At 67.1% G+C, this 16,898-nt stretch carries 13 protein-coding genes; 9 read left to right on the top strand and 4 right to left on the bottom strand.

Going from position 1 to position 16,898, the window contains the following annotated elements:
• Positions 1–57: 57 nt before the first annotated feature.
• The 4 genes from AB2U09_RS21590 to AB2U09_RS21575 all read left to right on the top strand — a co-directional run bounded on the left by AB2U09_RS21590 (position 58) and on the right by AB2U09_RS21575 (position 3,609).
• Positions 58–1,614 carry an alpha,alpha-trehalose-phosphate synthase (UDP-forming) gene (locus AB2U09_RS21590; RefSeq protein WP_459194816.1) on the top strand — a complete coding sequence of 519 codons (1,557 nt, stop codon included), beginning with the start codon at positions 58–60 and terminating at the stop codon, positions 1,612–1,614.
• Positions 1,601–2,398, top strand: a complete 798-nt coding sequence (otsB, locus tag AB2U09_RS21585; protein WP_459194815.1) for a trehalose-phosphatase — start codon at positions 1,601–1,603, stop codon at positions 2,396–2,398. Before AB2U09_RS21590 ends, otsB begins: the two co-directional genes overlap by 14 nt.
• A 100-nt stretch (positions 2,399–2,498) precedes the next feature.
• On the top strand, positions 2,499–3,305 hold the full coding sequence (locus AB2U09_RS21580) for a DUF7537 family lipoprotein (RefSeq protein WP_459194814.1): 807 nt from the start codon (positions 2,499–2,501) through the stop codon (positions 3,303–3,305).
• Positions 3,306–3,405: 100 nt separating this feature from the next.
• Positions 3,406–3,609 carry a hypothetical protein gene (locus tag AB2U09_RS21575; RefSeq protein ID WP_459194813.1) on the top strand — a complete coding sequence of 68 codons (204 nt, stop codon included), beginning with the start codon at positions 3,406–3,408 and terminating at the stop codon, positions 3,607–3,609.
• A 36-nt stretch (positions 3,610–3,645) separates the two neighbouring features.
• Here the strand turns inward: AB2U09_RS21575 and AB2U09_RS21570 are convergent, their stop codons facing one another.
• Both AB2U09_RS21570 and agl22 read right to left on the bottom strand, forming a co-directional pair.
• The gene (locus AB2U09_RS21570; RefSeq protein ID WP_459194812.1) at positions 3,646–4,731 is read right to left on the bottom strand and encodes an NAD(P)/FAD-dependent oxidoreductase; all 1,086 of its coding nucleotides are present in this window, start codon (positions 4,729–4,731) and stop codon (positions 3,646–3,648) included.
• Positions 4,732–4,852: 121 nt separating this feature from the next.
• A complete protein-coding gene (gene agl22, locus AB2U09_RS21565) occupies positions 4,853–6,664 on the bottom strand; it encodes a glucose-alpha-(1,4)-galactose-dolichol phosphate synthase Agl22 (RefSeq protein ID WP_459194811.1) in 1,812 nt (603 codons plus the stop codon).
• A gap of 157 nt (positions 6,665–6,821) precedes the next feature.
• On the opposite strand from agl22, the gene AB2U09_RS21560 reads away from it, so the two are divergent.
• Positions 6,822–7,919, top strand: coding sequence for a Gfo/Idh/MocA family protein (locus AB2U09_RS21560; protein WP_459194810.1), 1,098 nt, complete (start codon positions 6,822–6,824; stop codon positions 7,917–7,919).
• A gap of 16 nt (positions 7,920–7,935) precedes the next feature.
• Here the strand turns inward: AB2U09_RS21560 and AB2U09_RS21555 are convergent, their stop codons facing one another.
• Both AB2U09_RS21555 and AB2U09_RS21550 read right to left on the bottom strand, forming a co-directional pair.
• The gene (locus AB2U09_RS21555) at positions 7,936–8,316 is read right to left on the bottom strand and encodes a HEPN domain-containing protein (protein ID WP_459194809.1); all 381 of its coding nucleotides are present in this window, start codon (positions 8,314–8,316) and stop codon (positions 7,936–7,938) included.
• The gene (locus AB2U09_RS21550; protein ID WP_459194808.1) at positions 8,309–8,647 is read right to left on the bottom strand and encodes a nucleotidyltransferase domain-containing protein; all 339 of its coding nucleotides are present in this window, start codon (positions 8,645–8,647) and stop codon (positions 8,309–8,311) included. Before AB2U09_RS21550 ends, AB2U09_RS21555 begins: the two co-directional genes overlap by 8 nt.
• 116 nt (positions 8,648–8,763) lie before the next feature.
• On the opposite strand from AB2U09_RS21550, the gene AB2U09_RS21545 reads away from it, so the two are divergent.
• The 4 genes from AB2U09_RS21545 (at position 8,764) to AB2U09_RS21530 (ending at position 16,893) form a co-directional block, all read left to right on the top strand.
• On the top strand, positions 8,764–9,606 hold the full coding sequence (locus AB2U09_RS21545) for a sugar phosphate isomerase/epimerase family protein (protein ID WP_459194807.1): 843 nt from the start codon (positions 8,764–8,766) through the stop codon (positions 9,604–9,606).
• An 85-nt stretch (positions 9,607–9,691) separates the two neighbouring features.
• Complete coding sequence (gene mutS / locus AB2U09_RS21540; RefSeq protein ID WP_459194806.1) at positions 9,692–12,451, top strand: DNA mismatch repair protein MutS; 2,760 nt, start codon at positions 9,692–9,694, stop codon at positions 12,449–12,451.
• Between the two features lie 138 nt (positions 12,452–12,589).
• The gene (locus tag AB2U09_RS21535; protein WP_459194805.1) at positions 12,590–13,834 is read left to right on the top strand and encodes an ArsR/SmtB family transcription factor; all 1,245 of its coding nucleotides are present in this window, start codon (positions 12,590–12,592) and stop codon (positions 13,832–13,834) included.
• A gap of 140 nt (positions 13,835–13,974) precedes the next feature.
• On the top strand, positions 13,975–16,893 hold the full coding sequence (locus tag AB2U09_RS21530) for a HEAT repeat domain-containing protein (protein ID WP_459194804.1): 2,919 nt from the start codon (positions 13,975–13,977) through the stop codon (positions 16,891–16,893).
• Positions 16,894–16,898: the final 5 nt, after the last annotated feature.

Raw genomic sequence — 16,898 nt, 5'->3', positions numbered from 1 at the left:
CGCGCAGGTGCAAGCCGCGGCCATACCCCCCTGGCGGGGCAAATACGCGTAGTCCGTATGGAGAGGACACACCTGCGAGCCGACCGCGTCGAGGCGGATCTCGACCGCGTGCTCGCGACAGCGGGCGACGACCTCGTCGTCGCATCGAACCGGCAACCGTACAGGCACGATTACGACGACGACGGCGACGTGACTGTCGACCGGCCCGCGGGCGGACTGACGGCCGGCCTCGACGCAGTCATGCGGCGCGTCGAGGGCACGTGGATCGCCTGGGGCGACGGCGACGCCGACGCGACGGTCGTCGACGAGGACGACCGGGTCACCGTCCCGCCCGACGGCGACGACACCTACACCCTCCAGCGGCTCTGGCTCGACGACTCGGAGGTCGAGGGGTACTACTACGGGGTCGCCAACCAGGTGCTGTGGCCGATCTGCCACGCCGCGATCGGCACCGTCGAGAGCGACGGGAACGCCTGGGCAGACTACCGGCGCGTCAACGACCAGTTCGCCGCAGAACTGGCCGCGGCGAGCGACCCCGGCGACCTCCTCTGGCTCCACGACTACCACCTCGCGCTTGCCCCCCAGCAGGTCCGCGAACGCACTGACAGCGCGACCGCCGACACGACGGCCGACCGGACGCTCGCCCACACCTGGCACATCCCGTGGCCCGGCTGGGACACGTTCCGCGCCTGTCCCCACCGCGAGGAACTCCTCGACGGCCTGCTCGGCAACGACGTGATCCTCTTTCACGTCCCCCGCTACTGCGCGAACTTCCTCCGGTGCGTCGAGGCCGGCCTCTCGGGCGCCGAGGTCGACTACGACGCGGGCACCGTGACCCACCGCGGCCGGACGACGACCGTCCGCGCCGCGCCGATGGGCGTCCCCGCGGACCGCATCCGCGAGCAGGCCGGGAGCATGGAAGCGACCGGTTTCTGCGCCGCCTTCCGGAAGAACCGCGGTATCGACCGGGACACCCGGCTGGCCGTCGGCGTCGACCGCCTCGATTACACCAAGGGGATCGTCCAGCGACTCGACGCGCTCGAGCGCCTGTTCGAGGAGCGCCCCGACTACCGCGGCGAGGTGACGCTCGTCCAGATCGGCACCGAGAGCCGGTCGGCCATCGATGCCTACCACCGATACCAGCAGCGCGTCGAGGCCGCCGTCGAGCGGGTCAACTCCCGGTTCGGGACCGACGACTGGCAGCCCGTCGTCTACACCACCGACATGATCTCGAACGAGGGGCTGGCCGGCCTCTACCGCGAGTCCGACCTCGCCGTCGTCAGCCCCGTCCGGGACGGCATGAACCTCGTCGCTCAGGAGTACGTCGCCGCGCAGGACGACGACCCCGGCGTGCTCGTCCTGAGCGACCAGGCCGGCGCCCACGACGTCCTCGGCGAGTGGGCCGTCTCCGTCCGCCCGCACGACACCGTCGGGTTCGCCGACGCGCTCGAAGAAGCGCTGTCGATGAACGACCGCGAGCGCCTGCGCCGCGGCAACGCGCTGGCCGACTACGTGACCGACAACGACATCGAGTCGTGGGTCGGGACCGTCCTCGGGACCGTCGCGAACCTCGGCCACGCCGACGGGGGTGTCACCACGCGTGCAGACGACTGACGCTACCCCCCTCTGGCTCGACCGCGAGTCCGTCGCCGACCGCCTCGCGGCCGCGTCGGGCGTCGTCTGCGCGCTGGACTTCGACGGTACGCTCGCACCCATCGTCGACGAGCCCGACGCCGCACAGATGCCGCCGCCCGTCCGCGAGCGCGTCGAGCGACTCGCTTCGCTCCCCTCCGTCGACGTGGCCGTCGTCAGCGGTCGCGAACTGGCCGACCTGCGCGAGCGGGTCGCCGTCGACGGGATCGCCTACGCCGGCAACCACGGCCTCGAACTCCGCTACGACGGCCAGGAAGTCGTCAACCCGGAGGCGCGGCGCTGTCGCGACGCCGTCGACCGCGTCTGCGACCGCCTCGCCGACCGCCTCGCGCACGTCCCCGGCGTCGAGATCGAAGACAAGGGCCTGACCGCGACCGTCCACGTCCGGCAGGTGCCCGACGAGCGCGTCCCGGAAGTCGAGCGCACCGTCCGCGCCACCGTCGAGGAAGTGACGGCCAGCGGCGCGCCGCTGGAAATCCGCGACGGCAAGGCGATCTGCGAGATCCGCCCCGCCGTCGACTGGGACAAGGGCCGCGCCGTCGAACTGCTGACCGACGAAGCGCCCGACGAATTCCTGCCCATGTACGTCGGCGACGACGTCACCGACGAGGACGCCTTCCGCGTGCTCGAGGACGGCATCGGCGTCCTCGTCGGCGAGCGCGAGACCGCCGCCGACTACCGCCTCGAACGACCGCGCGACGTCCGCGAATTCCTGGACCTCGTCGTCGATACGCAGTGTGAGTGAGTAGTGATCGGAGCTCGTCGCTGCTTGCGGTGATGTCCCCCTGTCTCCGAGCGGAGGAACTACCCGATAGCGTTAAATGTTGTAGTGTTGAACAATCGCTATGCGTGCGTCTCCGCTCGCAACGACCGCCGTCGTCGCCCTCCTCGTCCTCGCAGGCTGTGCTGGACTTCCAGTCACGGGCGAGAACGAACCGACACCTGACGCGTCCCCCAGTGACTTCCCGAACGCGTCGGCCATCGACCACACCGTGTTCGACACCCACGCGAACGCGATGGGCAACGCGAATTTCACCCTCACGGTCGAGAACAACGTGACGAACCGCGAACCACAGAAACTGGGAGGGAACGCCTCGTATTTCAACGCCACACTCCGGTATCACGCTGAACCCGGTGCCTCACAGTACCTCTCACAGACAACTGGCTCAATGAACAGTAGCCTGAATAGCCAGTATTCGAACGGAAGCACGACGCACCTCAGATTGGGAGCAGGTAACAACTCGAAGGTACTGCCCACCCGCTATCCGACGTTCAACGAGTCGAGCGGGCAGTATCTCTGGCCCGGGTTGTTCAGTAATGAGTACACTCACGGTGCGATCAACGCCACCTACGAGCGCAAGGGCGTCGAAATGTTCCAGGGCGAAGCCGTGATGCGGTACGAGGCCAACGGCACCGATACACTGACCGGCCCATGGGCTCCGAGCGAGAACGCGACTTGGAACTACGAGAACTTCTCCGCGACACTCCTACTCGACACGGACGGCGTCATCCGCCACTACCAGTACACGTTCGAGAAACCGCCCGAGTTGCGCAATAATGTGCGGTATTCGCGGACGTACACCCTGTCCGACGTGGGGAGTACTGCCGTCGAGAAACCGGAGTGGGCGATGAACGTGACGACGGGGTCGTAACTACTCGGCCCGATACCGAGGGATCCAACTTCTCGCATTTCCTGTAAGCGCTTTTGTACGCCGCCAACAGTCTTGTAGGACCAAACCCAATCAGATGCCAATGCGGGACTTACTCGGGGATGTGTTCTCACCGACGCGGTACAACGTCGCCGCAGCGGTCGCCGTCGCGGTCCTGCTGATCGTCGCGTACGTCCTCGTCCCCCATCCGTACGTCCAGTACGGCGCGTGGCTGGTCATCTTCACCGTCTGGATGGTGTGGTTCGTCTACGTCGGCGTCGACCGGATCTACGGGATCGATTCCTGACGCGAAAACCGATTGCTGCGCGAAGATCCGCCGTCCTCAGTCGTCGTCCGCGGGCTGTTCGTCCCCGCCGTCGACGTCCTCGGACACGTCGACGCGTGGACCGCCGGCGTGACCCTCGTGAGCGACGGCGGTCGCGAGCAACTCCTGCGACATGGCGGGCACGTCGCCCGAGGAGACCGGGCCCAGTTCGTCGATGCCCTCTGTGGAGCGCGGGAACGGACGCAGGTCCATGTGGATCGCGATGCCGGCCTTCGCGCCCTGTCCCATCGCGACCGGGACCTGGTTGTGGCCGGGGGTCACGTCGCCGACGGCGTAGACGCCGTCGACACTGGTACGGCCGTGGTCGTCCACGTCGACGGTCCCGTCGTCGTTGAGGTCGCAGCCGAGCGACTCGGCGAGGTCGGTGTTGTACTCGGAGCCGAGCATCGGGAAGCCACCTCGGTACTCCCGTTCCGTGCCGTCCTCGAACTCGAAGGACTCCAGCCAGCCGTCCTCGTCGCGGTTGACCGCCGAGATGTCCTCGTAGACCACGTCAACGGGGTGGTTGGCCAGCATCTCGTCGGTGTCGTCGCTCCACTCGGGGTCGTCGCCGCGGAGCAACACGTCCACGTCGTCGGTGAAGTTCAGCATGATCATCGCGACGTAGGCCGCCGAGTCGCCGGTGCCCATCACGTAGACCGGCTCGTCGGCGAACATGTAGGCGTCGCAGTGCAGGCAGTAGTGCAGGCCGCGGCCAGTCGGCGGAAGCGGCGGGTCCGGGCGCACGTCCGAGAACCCCGTCGCGAGGACGACCCGGCGAGCGCCGTAGGTCGCGTCGCCGGTCTCGAGACGGAAGCGCGGGTCGCCGTCGCTCTCGTCGACTCGTTCGATCTCGCCGACGAACTCGCGGTGGACGTCGGCGCCGTAGGATTCGACCTGCTCGGTGGCCGTCCCGAGGAACTCGCCGCCGCTGACCTCCTCGGGGACGCCGATGACGTTGTGGGTCTCCTGCATCATCGCGGCGCGGCCGCCGCCGCGGTCGACGATCGCCGTGTCCAGCCCGAGTCGCGCGGTGTAGAGTGCGACGGTCAGTCCCGCCGGCCCGCCGCCTACCACGACGACGTCGTACTCGCTGTCGGTCATGTACGGGCCGCTAGCGAGCGAGTCGGTTTAAACCCCGCCAAAGCGGCACGCGCGGTTACTGACCGGTAATCCCGGTTTCGAGGCGGGGCGACCGCGCCGGTGCCGGTCCGACCGGACGCGGTCACCGGGTCTCCGAGCGGGTATCGTCCGAGAGCGTCCCGTTCCCGCACTCCCCCGTCCGGCGCAGGACGACGGTGTACTGGTCGACGCCCATGTCCTGCGGGTCGCCGTACTGCATGACCCGCGGCCGAGTCCCGATCCGGTAGAGCCGCTGCCACATGGGCGCTCGTCCGTCGCCGCGCAGGAACCGCGGTTCGCGGCCGTACTCGCCGGCGATCTCGTAGGGGTAGGTGTCCTCGGCGAGCAGGTCGCTGACGAACGCCTCGGTTCGCGGGTCCGAGAGGACGTCGGCCCGCTTGCCCCAGGAGTCGGGCGCGAGGTACAGCAGCGACTTGTGATAGTTGAGGACGACGTAGGCCGGACAGCGGTCCTCGAACGTCCCGACGCCGTACCCGGGACGGTGGTCGACGCGCTCGCTGTGGGGGACGGCGGCGTCCTGCGGGTCGCCGGTGTAGGTCTCGATGGTGTCGTTCGCGCCGCCGTGAGTCTGCAAGTAGTCGACGGCCTGATCCCGGGGCTGGGAGGCGTAGGCGAGCGTCCCGCCGCCGGCGTAGAACGCGCTCGACACCAGCAGGAACGCGACGACTCCGCGACCGATCGCGGGTCGACGCTCGCGCAGACGAACAAGCGCCACCGCGAGGACGAGCCCCAGCAGCGCGAACGTCGGCAGGAGGTGGTGGGTCCTGACGTAGCGCCACGTCGAGAAGACGAGGAGATACGTGCCGACGCCGGCCAGCGCGATCCGGATGCCGGCAGCGTCGAGTGACCGCTCGCGCAGTTGCGTGAAGGCCGCGACCACGCCGCCGACGTACCCGACAAGGAGCGGGATCCCCGGACCGTTGAGGTAGCCCCGCAGGATCCACCACCAGCTCGGCATGACGAGCCAGCCGTGGGGGTTCGACTTCGCGGAGAACGCGCGGCTGATCCGCCCGCCGAACTGCTCCGGGGCGCCGAAGATGATGCTGGGGAACCCCACGGCGACCGTCCCGACGCCGATCAGGACGCCGATACCCAGGAACTTCGGCCGGAGCGCGGCGGCGAGTAATCCCGTCTCCGATCGGCGAGCGCGGTGGAGGTGCGCGACCCCCAGCATCACGGCGCTCACCCCGCCGGAGAGCTTGAACGCGATCGAGATACCCCCGAAGACGCAGCCCCAGTAGAACAGGCGGTCGGCGCCGGACTCGACGTATCTGACCGCGAAGTACAGCGAGAGCAGGAGGAAAAACAGCGACGGGATGTCCTCACCGCCCTCGTGGGCGAGCACGAGAAACCCCCAGGTGACCGTCAACAACGACGCGGCGATCCGACCGGTCGCGCGGTCGCGCATCGTCGTCCCGATCCGGTAGGTGACGTAGACGCACCCGACGGCCATCGCGACGTTGGCGAGGCGGACGGGAAGAACGCTCCACCGCCATATCCAGCCGGGCGTCCGCAGCCAGTGGGGCCAGAAACCGACGCCGATGTGCCGGCCCATGTCCGCGAACTCGGGGAGCGCGTCGGCTGCGAGGACGACTACGAAGACGGGGACGAGCGCGATCGCGGAGAGATACATCGCCGAGCCGTAGGTCCGCCAGACCGCCACGCCGTCGGAGACCGAACCGAGTCCCGGGTCGTCGAGATACGTGGCCAGGACCTCGATCGGGTCGACGACGCGCCAGCGTTCGTCGCGCGTCGCGAAGTTGGGTAGCCGATGCCAGATCCAGAACGACGACAGCAGGAGGGCGGCGGCGAGGATGTACGGGAGGTACGGGTCGGCGCGGAGGTCCGCTGCGACCTGGCGCTTCGCCCGCTGGAGTGGCTCGGGGAGGGCCATCTGTACGTGTCCGTTCGACCGAGGGAGACGTTAAAAACGACCCGCCTTCGGAACGGTAACCCCCGGATACCAGCTACTGCCCGTGCTGGCGTGACTGTCGACTCGTCGCACGCGCTCGGCCACCTTTTTGATACGGGGTTGCGAACCGGGTGACGACATGACACACCACATCGCCATCGCCGGGATCGGGGCAGTCGCGACGATGCACGCCGAATCGATCGCCGACATCGAGGGCGCCGAACTCGTCGCCGGTTCCTGCCGCACCGAGGAGCGCGGCCGGGAGTTCGCCGCGGAGTACGACTGCGAGTACTTCCCCGACACAGAGTCGATGCTCGACGCCGAGGACGTCGACGTCCTCACCATCTGTACGCCGAGCGGCGCCCATCTCGAGCCCGCACTGGCGGCCGCCGACCGCGGGATCGACGTCCTCTGCGAGAAGCCGCTGGAGATAACGACCGAGCGCATCGACGAGATGGTCGCCGCGGCCGAGGAAGCGGGCGTCCGGCTCGGCGGGATCTTCAACCAGCGCTACAACCCCGTCGTCCGACAGCTTCACGAGGCCGCCGCGGACGGCCGGTTCGACGACCTCTCGGTCGCCAGCGCGTACGTCCCGTGGTGGCGCGAGGACGACTACTACGACGGCGCGTGGCAGGGCACGCAGGACCTCGACGGCGGCGGCGCGCTGATGAACCAGTCGATCCACGGCATCGACGCCGTCCAGTGGCTCGCGAGCGCGGCCGGCGCGGGCGCCGCGGACGGCGATGAGGACGGGACTGAGAATCCGAACCCCGTCGAGGAAGTCTTCGCGTACACCGACCGCCGCGCCCACAGTGACGACATCATGGAAGTCGAGGACACCGCGGTCGCCGTCCTCCGCTACCGCGACGGCACACTCGGGCAGATCCTCGGTGCGACCTCGATGTACCCGGGCTCGCTCAAGCGCATTCAACTGGCAGGTCGCGGCGGCACGGCAGAAATTCTGGAGGACGAACTCGTCACCTGGCAGTTCCGCGAGGAGCGCGAGGACGACCCCGAGATCCGCGAGGAGTTCGGCGAGACGGACTCCGGCGGGGGCGCGGCCGACCCGATGAGCATCGACTACGCCAACCACCGGCGCAACATCGAGGACTTCCTCGACGCGCGAGCGAACGACGAACCCTATATGCTCGACGCGAGCGAGGCCCGCAAGGCCGTGGAGATCATCGAAGCGATCTACGAGTCCGCGGAGCGGGGCGAGCCGGTGCGGCTCGAGTGAGCGGTCCAGTTTCGCATTAGAGATTCAGGAGTCGGCCGATATCGCTCACGAACCGCTGCGTCCGTTCGAAGAGTGAATCGATGTCTTCGTCGATCGGGGCGTATCCGTAGTCGGCCTGTTGTCGGAGGTCGGCAAGCGTCGTCAGAAGGCGGCCCTGCTCGCGAGACATGTCTCCATCGAGGACGAGGTGCTCGCCGAAGAGATTCCGAACTGCGCCGTGCGAAGACGGCTCGACGTTACGGTCATACAGCGCCGCTTGCGCTGCGTGAAAGCAGGCGTAGTAGAGGCGGTTCACGACACCGGCATCGCTTCCACCGCTGGTCACGAGAGATTCAGCGTCCCCCAGCGCCACCCTCGCTTTCGAAAATTCCTCTTCGACGTACTCCCGCTCAGCCATAGATAGGCTGTCTGTCCTCGGCCACAGTGCGGAAAAACGGGTGGTCCTCGCGGCGATTCAACGTCGATTCCGTCACCGCGTGAATGCTGAACGTGGCACCGCGTTCCAGCATCACGTCGTAAGCAATATCCCGCAATCGCTCTTCGACCGCAGAGACGTCAGCGCCGTCGTCGAGAACGGCGAAGATATCGATGTCGGAGTCCGATCGGTGGACTCCTCTCGCGACGCTCCCGAAGAGGTAAAGCCGCTGGACGGTGTCGAGATGGGCCTCGTCGACCCGGTCGACGAATGTGTCGACCGCCTCCCGATGGGGCAGGGTCGAATCGTCCATACCGGAACTTGCTCGCGACCGTATTTAAATTTCAGCCGCACGGCTGGGCAGCATGGCTACTGGCGGGAGCTTCCGCGGTGGCAAGACATACGGTCCCACGCTTCGACCGCGGAGGCATGTCAGACGCGCCCCTCGTGATCAGCGGATTCGCCGACGAGATCGCCTCCGACCTCGACGACCAGCTCTCGACGCTGGAATCCCTCGACGTCAGCCACCTCGACCTGCGCGGCGTCTGGGACGAGAACGCCCTCGATCTCTCCGAGGACCGGCTGGACGAACTGGAGGCGACCCTCGACGAGCGCGGCTTCTCGATCACTTCGATCGGGTCGCCGATCGGCAAGATCGGGATCGAGGACGACTTCGAACCGCACGTGGAACGGCTCGATCGGGCGCTGGAACTCGCGAACCGCTTCGACACCGACTACGTCCGCGTGTTCTCCTACTACCTCCCGGAGGGCGACGACCCCGCGGACCACCGCAAAGAGGTCATGCGGCGCACACGCGTCGCCGTCGACAAGGCCAAGGACGCCGGCGTGACGCTCGCGATGGAGAACGAGAAGGACATCTACGGCGACACGCCCGGCCGGATGCGGGATCTGCTGACGACCGTCGACTCGCCGCACCTCCGGGCGGTGTTCGACCCCGCGAACTACCTCGAAATCGGGGTGCGGCCGTACCCCGACGCGCTCCTGCAGGTCGTCGAGTACGTCGAGCAGGTCCACGTCAAGGACGCCGAGTACGGCGAGCGCGGCGAGATCCGGCCCGCCGGTGAGGGCGACGGCCGCATCGGCGAGACGGTGGCCGCGCTCCGGGACCGAGGCTTCGAGGGCGCGCTCTCGCTGGAGCCGCACCTCGCGGTCGCCGGGCAGGCGTCGGGCTACAGCGGCCCCGAGGGCTTCGAGGTGGCCGCCGAGGCGCTGAAGGACGTGCTGGACGAGCAGGGCCTCGAGTACGAGTAACACCGAGACGACAGCGGCGCCGGCCCGCGTTCACTTCCGCTCCGGACCCGTAGCCTTTTACCCGGCTTCGAACACAGGTCAGCGTATGACCGAGGCGACGGGTATCGTCGGGGAGTTCCTCGCGCTCAAGGAGGAGACCGACGCCGACATTCTCGCGATGCAGTGCGGCGACTTCTACGAGTTCTTCGCCGAAGACGCCGAGATCGTCGCCGACGAACTCGACCTGAAGATCTCTCAGAAGTCCTCCCACGGATCGTCCTATCCGATGGCGGGCGTGCCGCTCGACGACCTGACGCCGTACCTCTCGGCGCTGGTCGAACGCGGGTATCGGGTGGCCGTCGCCGACCAGTACGAGACTGGCGACGGCCACGCCCGCGATATCGAACGCGTCGTCACGCCGGGGACTCACCTCGCGACGACGGACGACGACGCGCAGTACCTCGCGGCCGTAGTCCGCGACGAATCGGGACGGAGCGGCGCGCGACGAGGTGCCACAGGACAGGGCGGCGACGACGCGACTTACGGCATCGCCGTGGCGGACGTGACGACGGGGCAGTTCCTCGTCACCGAACAGTCGGGCGCCGACGCGACGGCGGCGGCGCTGACGGAGTTATATAAATTCGACCCCGCGGAGGTGCTGCCCGGTCCCGAAGTCCGCTCGGACGACGAGTTCCTCGACGAGGTGCGCGAGCGAACGGACGCGTCTCTTTCGCTGCACACGACCGAGGCGTTCGCGTCGGGACGCGCCCGGCACCGGGTGCGCGAGCAGTTCGGCGAGGAGACGCTGGAGAGCGTCGGCATCGCCGACGCCGAGGCCGCGGTCCGGGCGGCCGGTGCGGTCATTTCCTACGTCGACGAGACGGGCGCGGGCGTGCTGGCGTCGATGACCCGGCTCCAGTCGTTCGACGAGTCGGCCTACGTCGACCTCGACGCGACGACCCAGCGCAACCTCGAACTCACCGAGACGATGCAGGGCGACCGCGACGGGTCCCTCTTTTCGACGGTCGACCACACCGTCACGAGCGCGGGCGGACGCCTGCTCCGCGAGTGGCTGCAGCGGCCCCGCCGGTCGCGCGGCGAGTTGACGCGCCGACAGTCCGCCGTGGAGGCGCTCTCCAAGGCCGCGATGGCCCGCGACCAGCTGCGCGAGACGCTCGGCGACGCCTACGACCTCGAACGGCTGGCCTCGAAGGCCGCCTCCGGAAGCGCCGATGCACGGGACCTCCGAGCAGTGCAGGAGACGCTCGCGCTGCTGCCCGCAGTAGGTGACCTCGTCGCCGAGACCGAACGACTGGCAGACTCGCCGCTCGCCAACGTACTGGAGCGGCCGGACAGGGCGGCCGCAGCCGAACTGGCCGCGGACCTCGACGACGCGCTCGTCGAGGACCCGCCGGGAACCGTCACGCAGGGCGGGCTGATCCGGCAGGGATTCGACGCGGAACTGGACGAGATCATCGAGTCCCACGAGTCCGCGCTCGCGTGGATCGAGGAGCTGCCCGATCGGGAGAAGCGCAAGACCGGGATCACCCACCTCTCGGTCGACCGCAACAAGACCGACGGGTACTACATCCAGGTCGGCAAGAGCGAAACCGACCGGGTGCCCGACGAGTACGAGCAAATCAAGACGCTGAAGAACTCCGAGCGGTACGTCATCGACAAACTGGAAGAGAAGGAGCGTGAGATCCTCCGCCTCGAAGAGCGCCGCCACGAGATGGAGCGGGAGATCTTCGACCGACTGCGCGACCGGGTGGCGGCCCACGCCGAAGTCCTGCAGGAGACCGGCCGGGCGCTCGCCGAGTGCGACGCGCTGGCCAGTCTGGCCGCCCACGCCGTCCGCAACGACTGGACGCGGCCGGAACTGACCGACGGTCGCGAACTCGACGTGAAGCAGGGCCGGCATCCGGTGGTCGAGCAGACGACGCAGTTCGTGCCGAACGACCTGCGGATGGACGAGGACCGACAGTTCCTGATCGTCACCGGCCCGAACATGAGCGGGAAGTCGACGTACATGCGACAGGCGGCGCTGATCACCCTGCTCGCGCAGGTCGGGAGCTTCGTCCCGGCGCGGTCTGCGCGAGTGGGGCTGGTCGACGGCATCTACACGAGAGTGGGAGCGCTGGACGAGCTGGCGCAGGGGCGTTCGACGTTCATGGTCGAGATGCAGGAGCTCTCGAACATCCTCCACTCCGCCAGCGAGGACTCGCTCGTGATCCTCGACGAGGTCGGCCGCGGGACGGCGACCTACGACGGCATCTCCATCGCGTGGGCCGCCACGGAGTATCTCGCCAACCGGATCCAGGCGAAGACCCTCTTCGCGACCCACTATCACGAACTCACGGCGCTGGGCGAGGAGTTGCCGACGGTGGAGAACGTCCACGTCGCCGCGGACGAATCCGACGGCGAGGTGACCTTCCTGCGGACGGTCCGCGATGGGCCCACGAATCGGTCCTATGGAGTTCACGTCGCGGATCTCGCCGGTGTCCCCGACCCAGTCGTCGACCGCTCGCGGGACGTTCTCGACAGACTCCGCGATGAGAAAGCGATCGAAGTCCAGGGGAGCGACCGAAGCGACGGTGAGGAGACGGAACAGGTCGTCTTCGACCTCGGGTCCGGTGAACTGGTCTCCGGGGACACGAGCAGTTCCCAGCAACAGGTCGCGACAGACGGGAGCCAGCTGGAGGCGCCGGCGACCGATGCGGGCGACCAGTCGCTCGATCCGGAGACCGAAGCCGTCCTCGACGAACTCGGCGATATCGACGTCAACGAGACGCCGCCCGTCGAACTGATGGCCAAAGTCCAGAACTGGCAGGAACAACTCGAGGAAAGCGACGCAGACGCGCGTTGAGCCCCGAGCCGGAGCGGCGAGCGTCTCCGGACTCCCCTGCCGGTTGGGCCCGTCCTCTCCCTCGATTCCGACCGTTCAACAGCGGTTGAACAAACCCATAGCACTAACCCCACGCTGTTCTTCGAACACGATGTCGAAATGTCATTGCTGCCCTCCTCAGGTTCGGAGTCCGAGTCGACCCAGGACGGGTCGCTCCGGCTCCTCGATATCGACGACGACGAAGCAGACGAAGTATTTGAGACACTCTCTTCGAAGACGACGCGGGCGATACTCGCGGAACTCCACCGAACGCCGCGGACGCCGGCGGAACTCGCCGAGCAGACCGACACCACGGTCCAGAACGCGATGTACCACCTCGAGAAGCTCGAAGACGCCGGCCTCGCCCGCGTCACCGAGATCAGGTACTCCTCCCGCGGCAAGGAGATGCGCGTCTACGCGCCGTCGGAGCACCCCGCCGTGGTGTTCCTCGGCACCGACGACAGGAAGTCGAGCCTGATAGCGAAACTCAAGCGGTTTCTCGGCGCTGTCGGCATACTCGGTATTCTCGGGTTCACTCTGGAACTGCTCGAAACAGTCGGGAAGGGCGTCGGGAACCACGTACTGAGCCCGCGGACCTCGCTCGTCGCAGCGACCAGCACGTTCCTCGCACTCGTTCTCTCCAGCAGTTCAGCCGACGATCCGACCCCCAGTATCGTCCCCCAGACACGACCCGAATTCAGTTCGATGAAGCGAAAGACCCTCCTGATGACCGGCATCCTCCTCGCGAGCGTGTGTGTGATGCCGGTTGCGTTGGCGCACAGCTCCGCGATCTCCGGCGAGTACATGACGTCGACGGCACCGGCGTCGACGACTGGACACCCGGCGAATGCCGGCGTGCCGGACGTAACCAACGAGACCGTCACTATCGTCGTTACGGGCGGTAAAGCAGACATTCAGTCGGGCGTTTCCCAGCAACTGGCACAGACGTTCCGAGACCGCGGTGCGACCGTCGAACAGGCGGACGAGATTCGGCCCGTCTCCGGCGATCTCTTCGTCGTCCAGCTCGCCGACAGCGAGGTCGATGCCGGTCGGTTCTCGCTGACGCCGCACGCGGATCTGACGGCGTACTTCGCGTACGTCGAGACCGGGAACGCGACGGTGGCCGAGTCGGTCCTCGCGCACGAGCGGGTCTCGGACGCCGGACCGCCGCTGTTCCGAACCGGGTTAGACGGCCGGGCCGCCGTCGGGTCGTTCTCGTTCGAGCGCGGCAATTCCGCGCTCATCGACGCGCTGAACACGATCAAACGTGGGGGCGTCGATCCTGAAGCGTTCAAGCGGGACATCGGAGCGACGGTGGCGAATGCGTCGACGAACCGCGCGTTCAGTGACCGCCTCTGGACGTAACCGCCATCGCGTGTTCCGATCGTCCCCTTCGAGGTGAAAGGCGAAGCGGCCCTCGCCAAGGGGACAAGAGAAGGCTACCGTCCGGGATCCGGGTAGGTCCGTGCAGACCGGATCAGTTTCACTGCACGGTCGAAGTAGAAGTGGCAGGCCCCGCGAACACGAGCATGGGCAAGTGGGAGCGACAGTACATTATCGTCGAACCGGGGGAGCGAGACGTCCGTTCCGTGGCGGGGCATCTCCGAGCGTCGCTCGCCTGGCTCGACTGTCCGGGAATTGATGACCCCGAGCGCGACGTGACGGTCAGGAACGGACGGGTCCACTGGGATAGCCACGAGCGACTGACCGGCCCCTGGAAACTCCTGCGGGATATCCACACCGACCTTGACGTCCCCTGTAAGTGGATAGTCGGAGTCATCCAGCACGAGGTCGAACACGCCGGTGGAGCCTCGCTGTTCACCTGGGTCGACGGTGACCTGGTCCCCGTCGAGGAGACGCCCACGACCAACTGGATCGGTGATAGGGCCGGACTTCGGCTTCTGAAACAGCAATGGGGGATCGACCCCGCGTTCGAACCGGACGAGGCCTTGCTCTCACCGTTGTCGAACCAAGCGTCGGCGGACCGGGATAATGAGTATTTCACGGCTGGTCCCCCGCCGCTGGCTTCGTTTGCGGCCGAACTTCGGGACGAACCGATCGAAACCCGGGAGCTAGCCCGAGCGGTGCTTGCGGCCACCCCAGCGGATGTACTCGCGTCGGCAGTGGACACCCTCACCGAGCGCATCGACCGGGGCGATCGCAGTGAGCGGATCGATGCGCTCGAACAGCTGTACGCGGCGGCCACCTCGTCGGTCGTCCCCGTCGAAGTAACCCCACGACCGGTGTTGGATCTGTTGGACGAGACAGGGCGGTCGGCAATGCTCGCGGCGGCTGTCGTGCGAGAGCTGACAACCGAAGATGCGGTTTCCGAGCTAACGAGCGACACCCCCGAAGTCCGGCGACAAGCAGCCAGATACCTCGGTCTGGTCGGGGCGCCAAAGACCGTCGACGACTCGATGATTGAGGCGCTGACCGACGAGGATCCACACGTCCGGGTCGGAGTCGCTCGGGCCCTGTTCAAACGGGTCTGGTCACAGTTGGATCGAACCTCGGTCGTCGACGGCGAAGTCAGTGAATCGGATCTGTTCGAGTCCCTCTCGAACGGCGTCGACGACGACGACCCGCGGGTGCGTTCGGCTGTGGCCCCTGCCCTCGCGTTACTCGCCGTTCACCACGACAGCGGAGACGAAGCCGTTGCACTGTCGGCGATCGCCAGCGGGCTAGACGGGGAACCAGCCACCCGCCGGTCCGTCGAGTGGTTGCTCGGGACCTACTTCTGGTCGACCGAGGGAGACCCCTCGTCGGTAGCAGCAGTCACGGCAGCGGCGATCCCAGCACTTGGCGAACAAATCGAGCACTTGGCCCGCGATAGCGGTCTGTTCGATACCGAGGTAATCGATGCCGCAGTGGCTCAACTCACCGAGGAGGGATGGGACCCTGCCGATGCTGACATCGGAACGCTCGCGGCGATCTGTACGGTGACGGATGGGCCGTTCGAGGCCGCTGACCGTATTGGTCGTGTCTTACTCGATCGCCTGGCGACGAACCCTCTTGAAGCGACAGAGGCGCTAGTGGCGATCACAGAGTGCGAACCGGCATCGCTCGACGAGGCTGTGGCGGAGCTAGCGGTGGCGGCCGACTCCGGATCGCCGGCAGCGACCGAGGCGCTGGCGAGGATTGCCAGCGCTCATCCCGAACTCATCCGCGATCACTGGGATACCGTTCGCCCGGCGCTCGTCTTCGACGGTGATCAAGCACGCCCTGCTGCTGCGGTGGTCGCCGCACTCGCTGCCGAGGATCCCGACGCGGGAATCCCTACCGCTGATGCCACCCGAGATGTGGTCTCCAACGCGATATCGACACTGTACGGTTTCCTTGACGCGCCCGACGAACAGGCACGCGAGGAGGTCGTCAGGTTGCTTGTCTCGCTCGGCAGCGTTGGGGCGTCCCCGGTCCCGTCGGGGATCGAGCCGTTCGTGGATCGCAGCGACGGAAAGACGGACGGCGGTGACGGACCGGAGCACGACCCCATCGAAGACCGTGACGTACTCGCCGTCGTGGCCGAACGCGATCCCGATGCGGCTACCGAAGCCCTTTCGTCGCTGCTGTCCACGCTTGACCCTTCGGACGACTCTCGGCAGTTCCGAACTGTAATACGGATCATCGAAGACCAGCCGGCAGTTGCCATCGAACTTGTCGACCGACTGGTCGAGTTTCTGGCCCGGCCAGTGGGCCGAGAACATCCCGTCGCGGCGGCCATCGCGGCAGCCGCGGAGCACGACCCCGCTGCCGTCGAGCCACACGTCGGAACTCTTCTGACGTGTCTCGCGGATTTTCGGTCGTATGTCCACGCTGCCGAAGCGCTGGCAGCAGTCGAAGCGGCTACGCCCGGTACCTTGCCGCAGTCGCTCGCGGACCTCACCGATGCTGGCCGCGGAGAAGACTGGCCTGTAGACGTGCTAGCAGCGTCGAGACCGCACCTCGTGGATCGGATGGTCCGTGACGCCGTCGCCGCGGAGCGTTCACGTGCCGCGGATTTCCTCGCGACGGTCACGGAGTACCGACCGGAAACCGCCCAGGAGGGCGTAACGAGACTCGTCGAACGGGCCGACTCCGTCGGATACAACAGTCACCTGTGGTCGACGCTGGAGGGGATCGCCGAGTCCAAGCCCGAACTGGCCGCGGTCGGACTGGACGAGATCGTCGAGAACACGGTCGAATCGGTCGATGCGCGGATGGGCCGCGGTCGAAAGCCCGCTCGCCCCCTGGTCGTCTTGGCCGAGCAGTACCCTCGACGGACCTGGGCGCTGTTGGAGAGATACGACCCCGAAAGCGATCCGACGACGCTCCCCGATCGGGCTCGTCGTTCGCGGGTCGAGGAGAAACTCGAGGCGATCCTCGATGCAGCGGGCCCCGAAGCATCTCTCTCCGAAGGGACCGAAACTGAATTCGACGGTGACTAACCGTG

This window comes from Halosimplex yunnanense (assembly GCF_054504345.1).
Note: the sequence above shows the minus strand (reverse complement) of the source record. Positions and strands in the feature narration are given on the sequence as shown.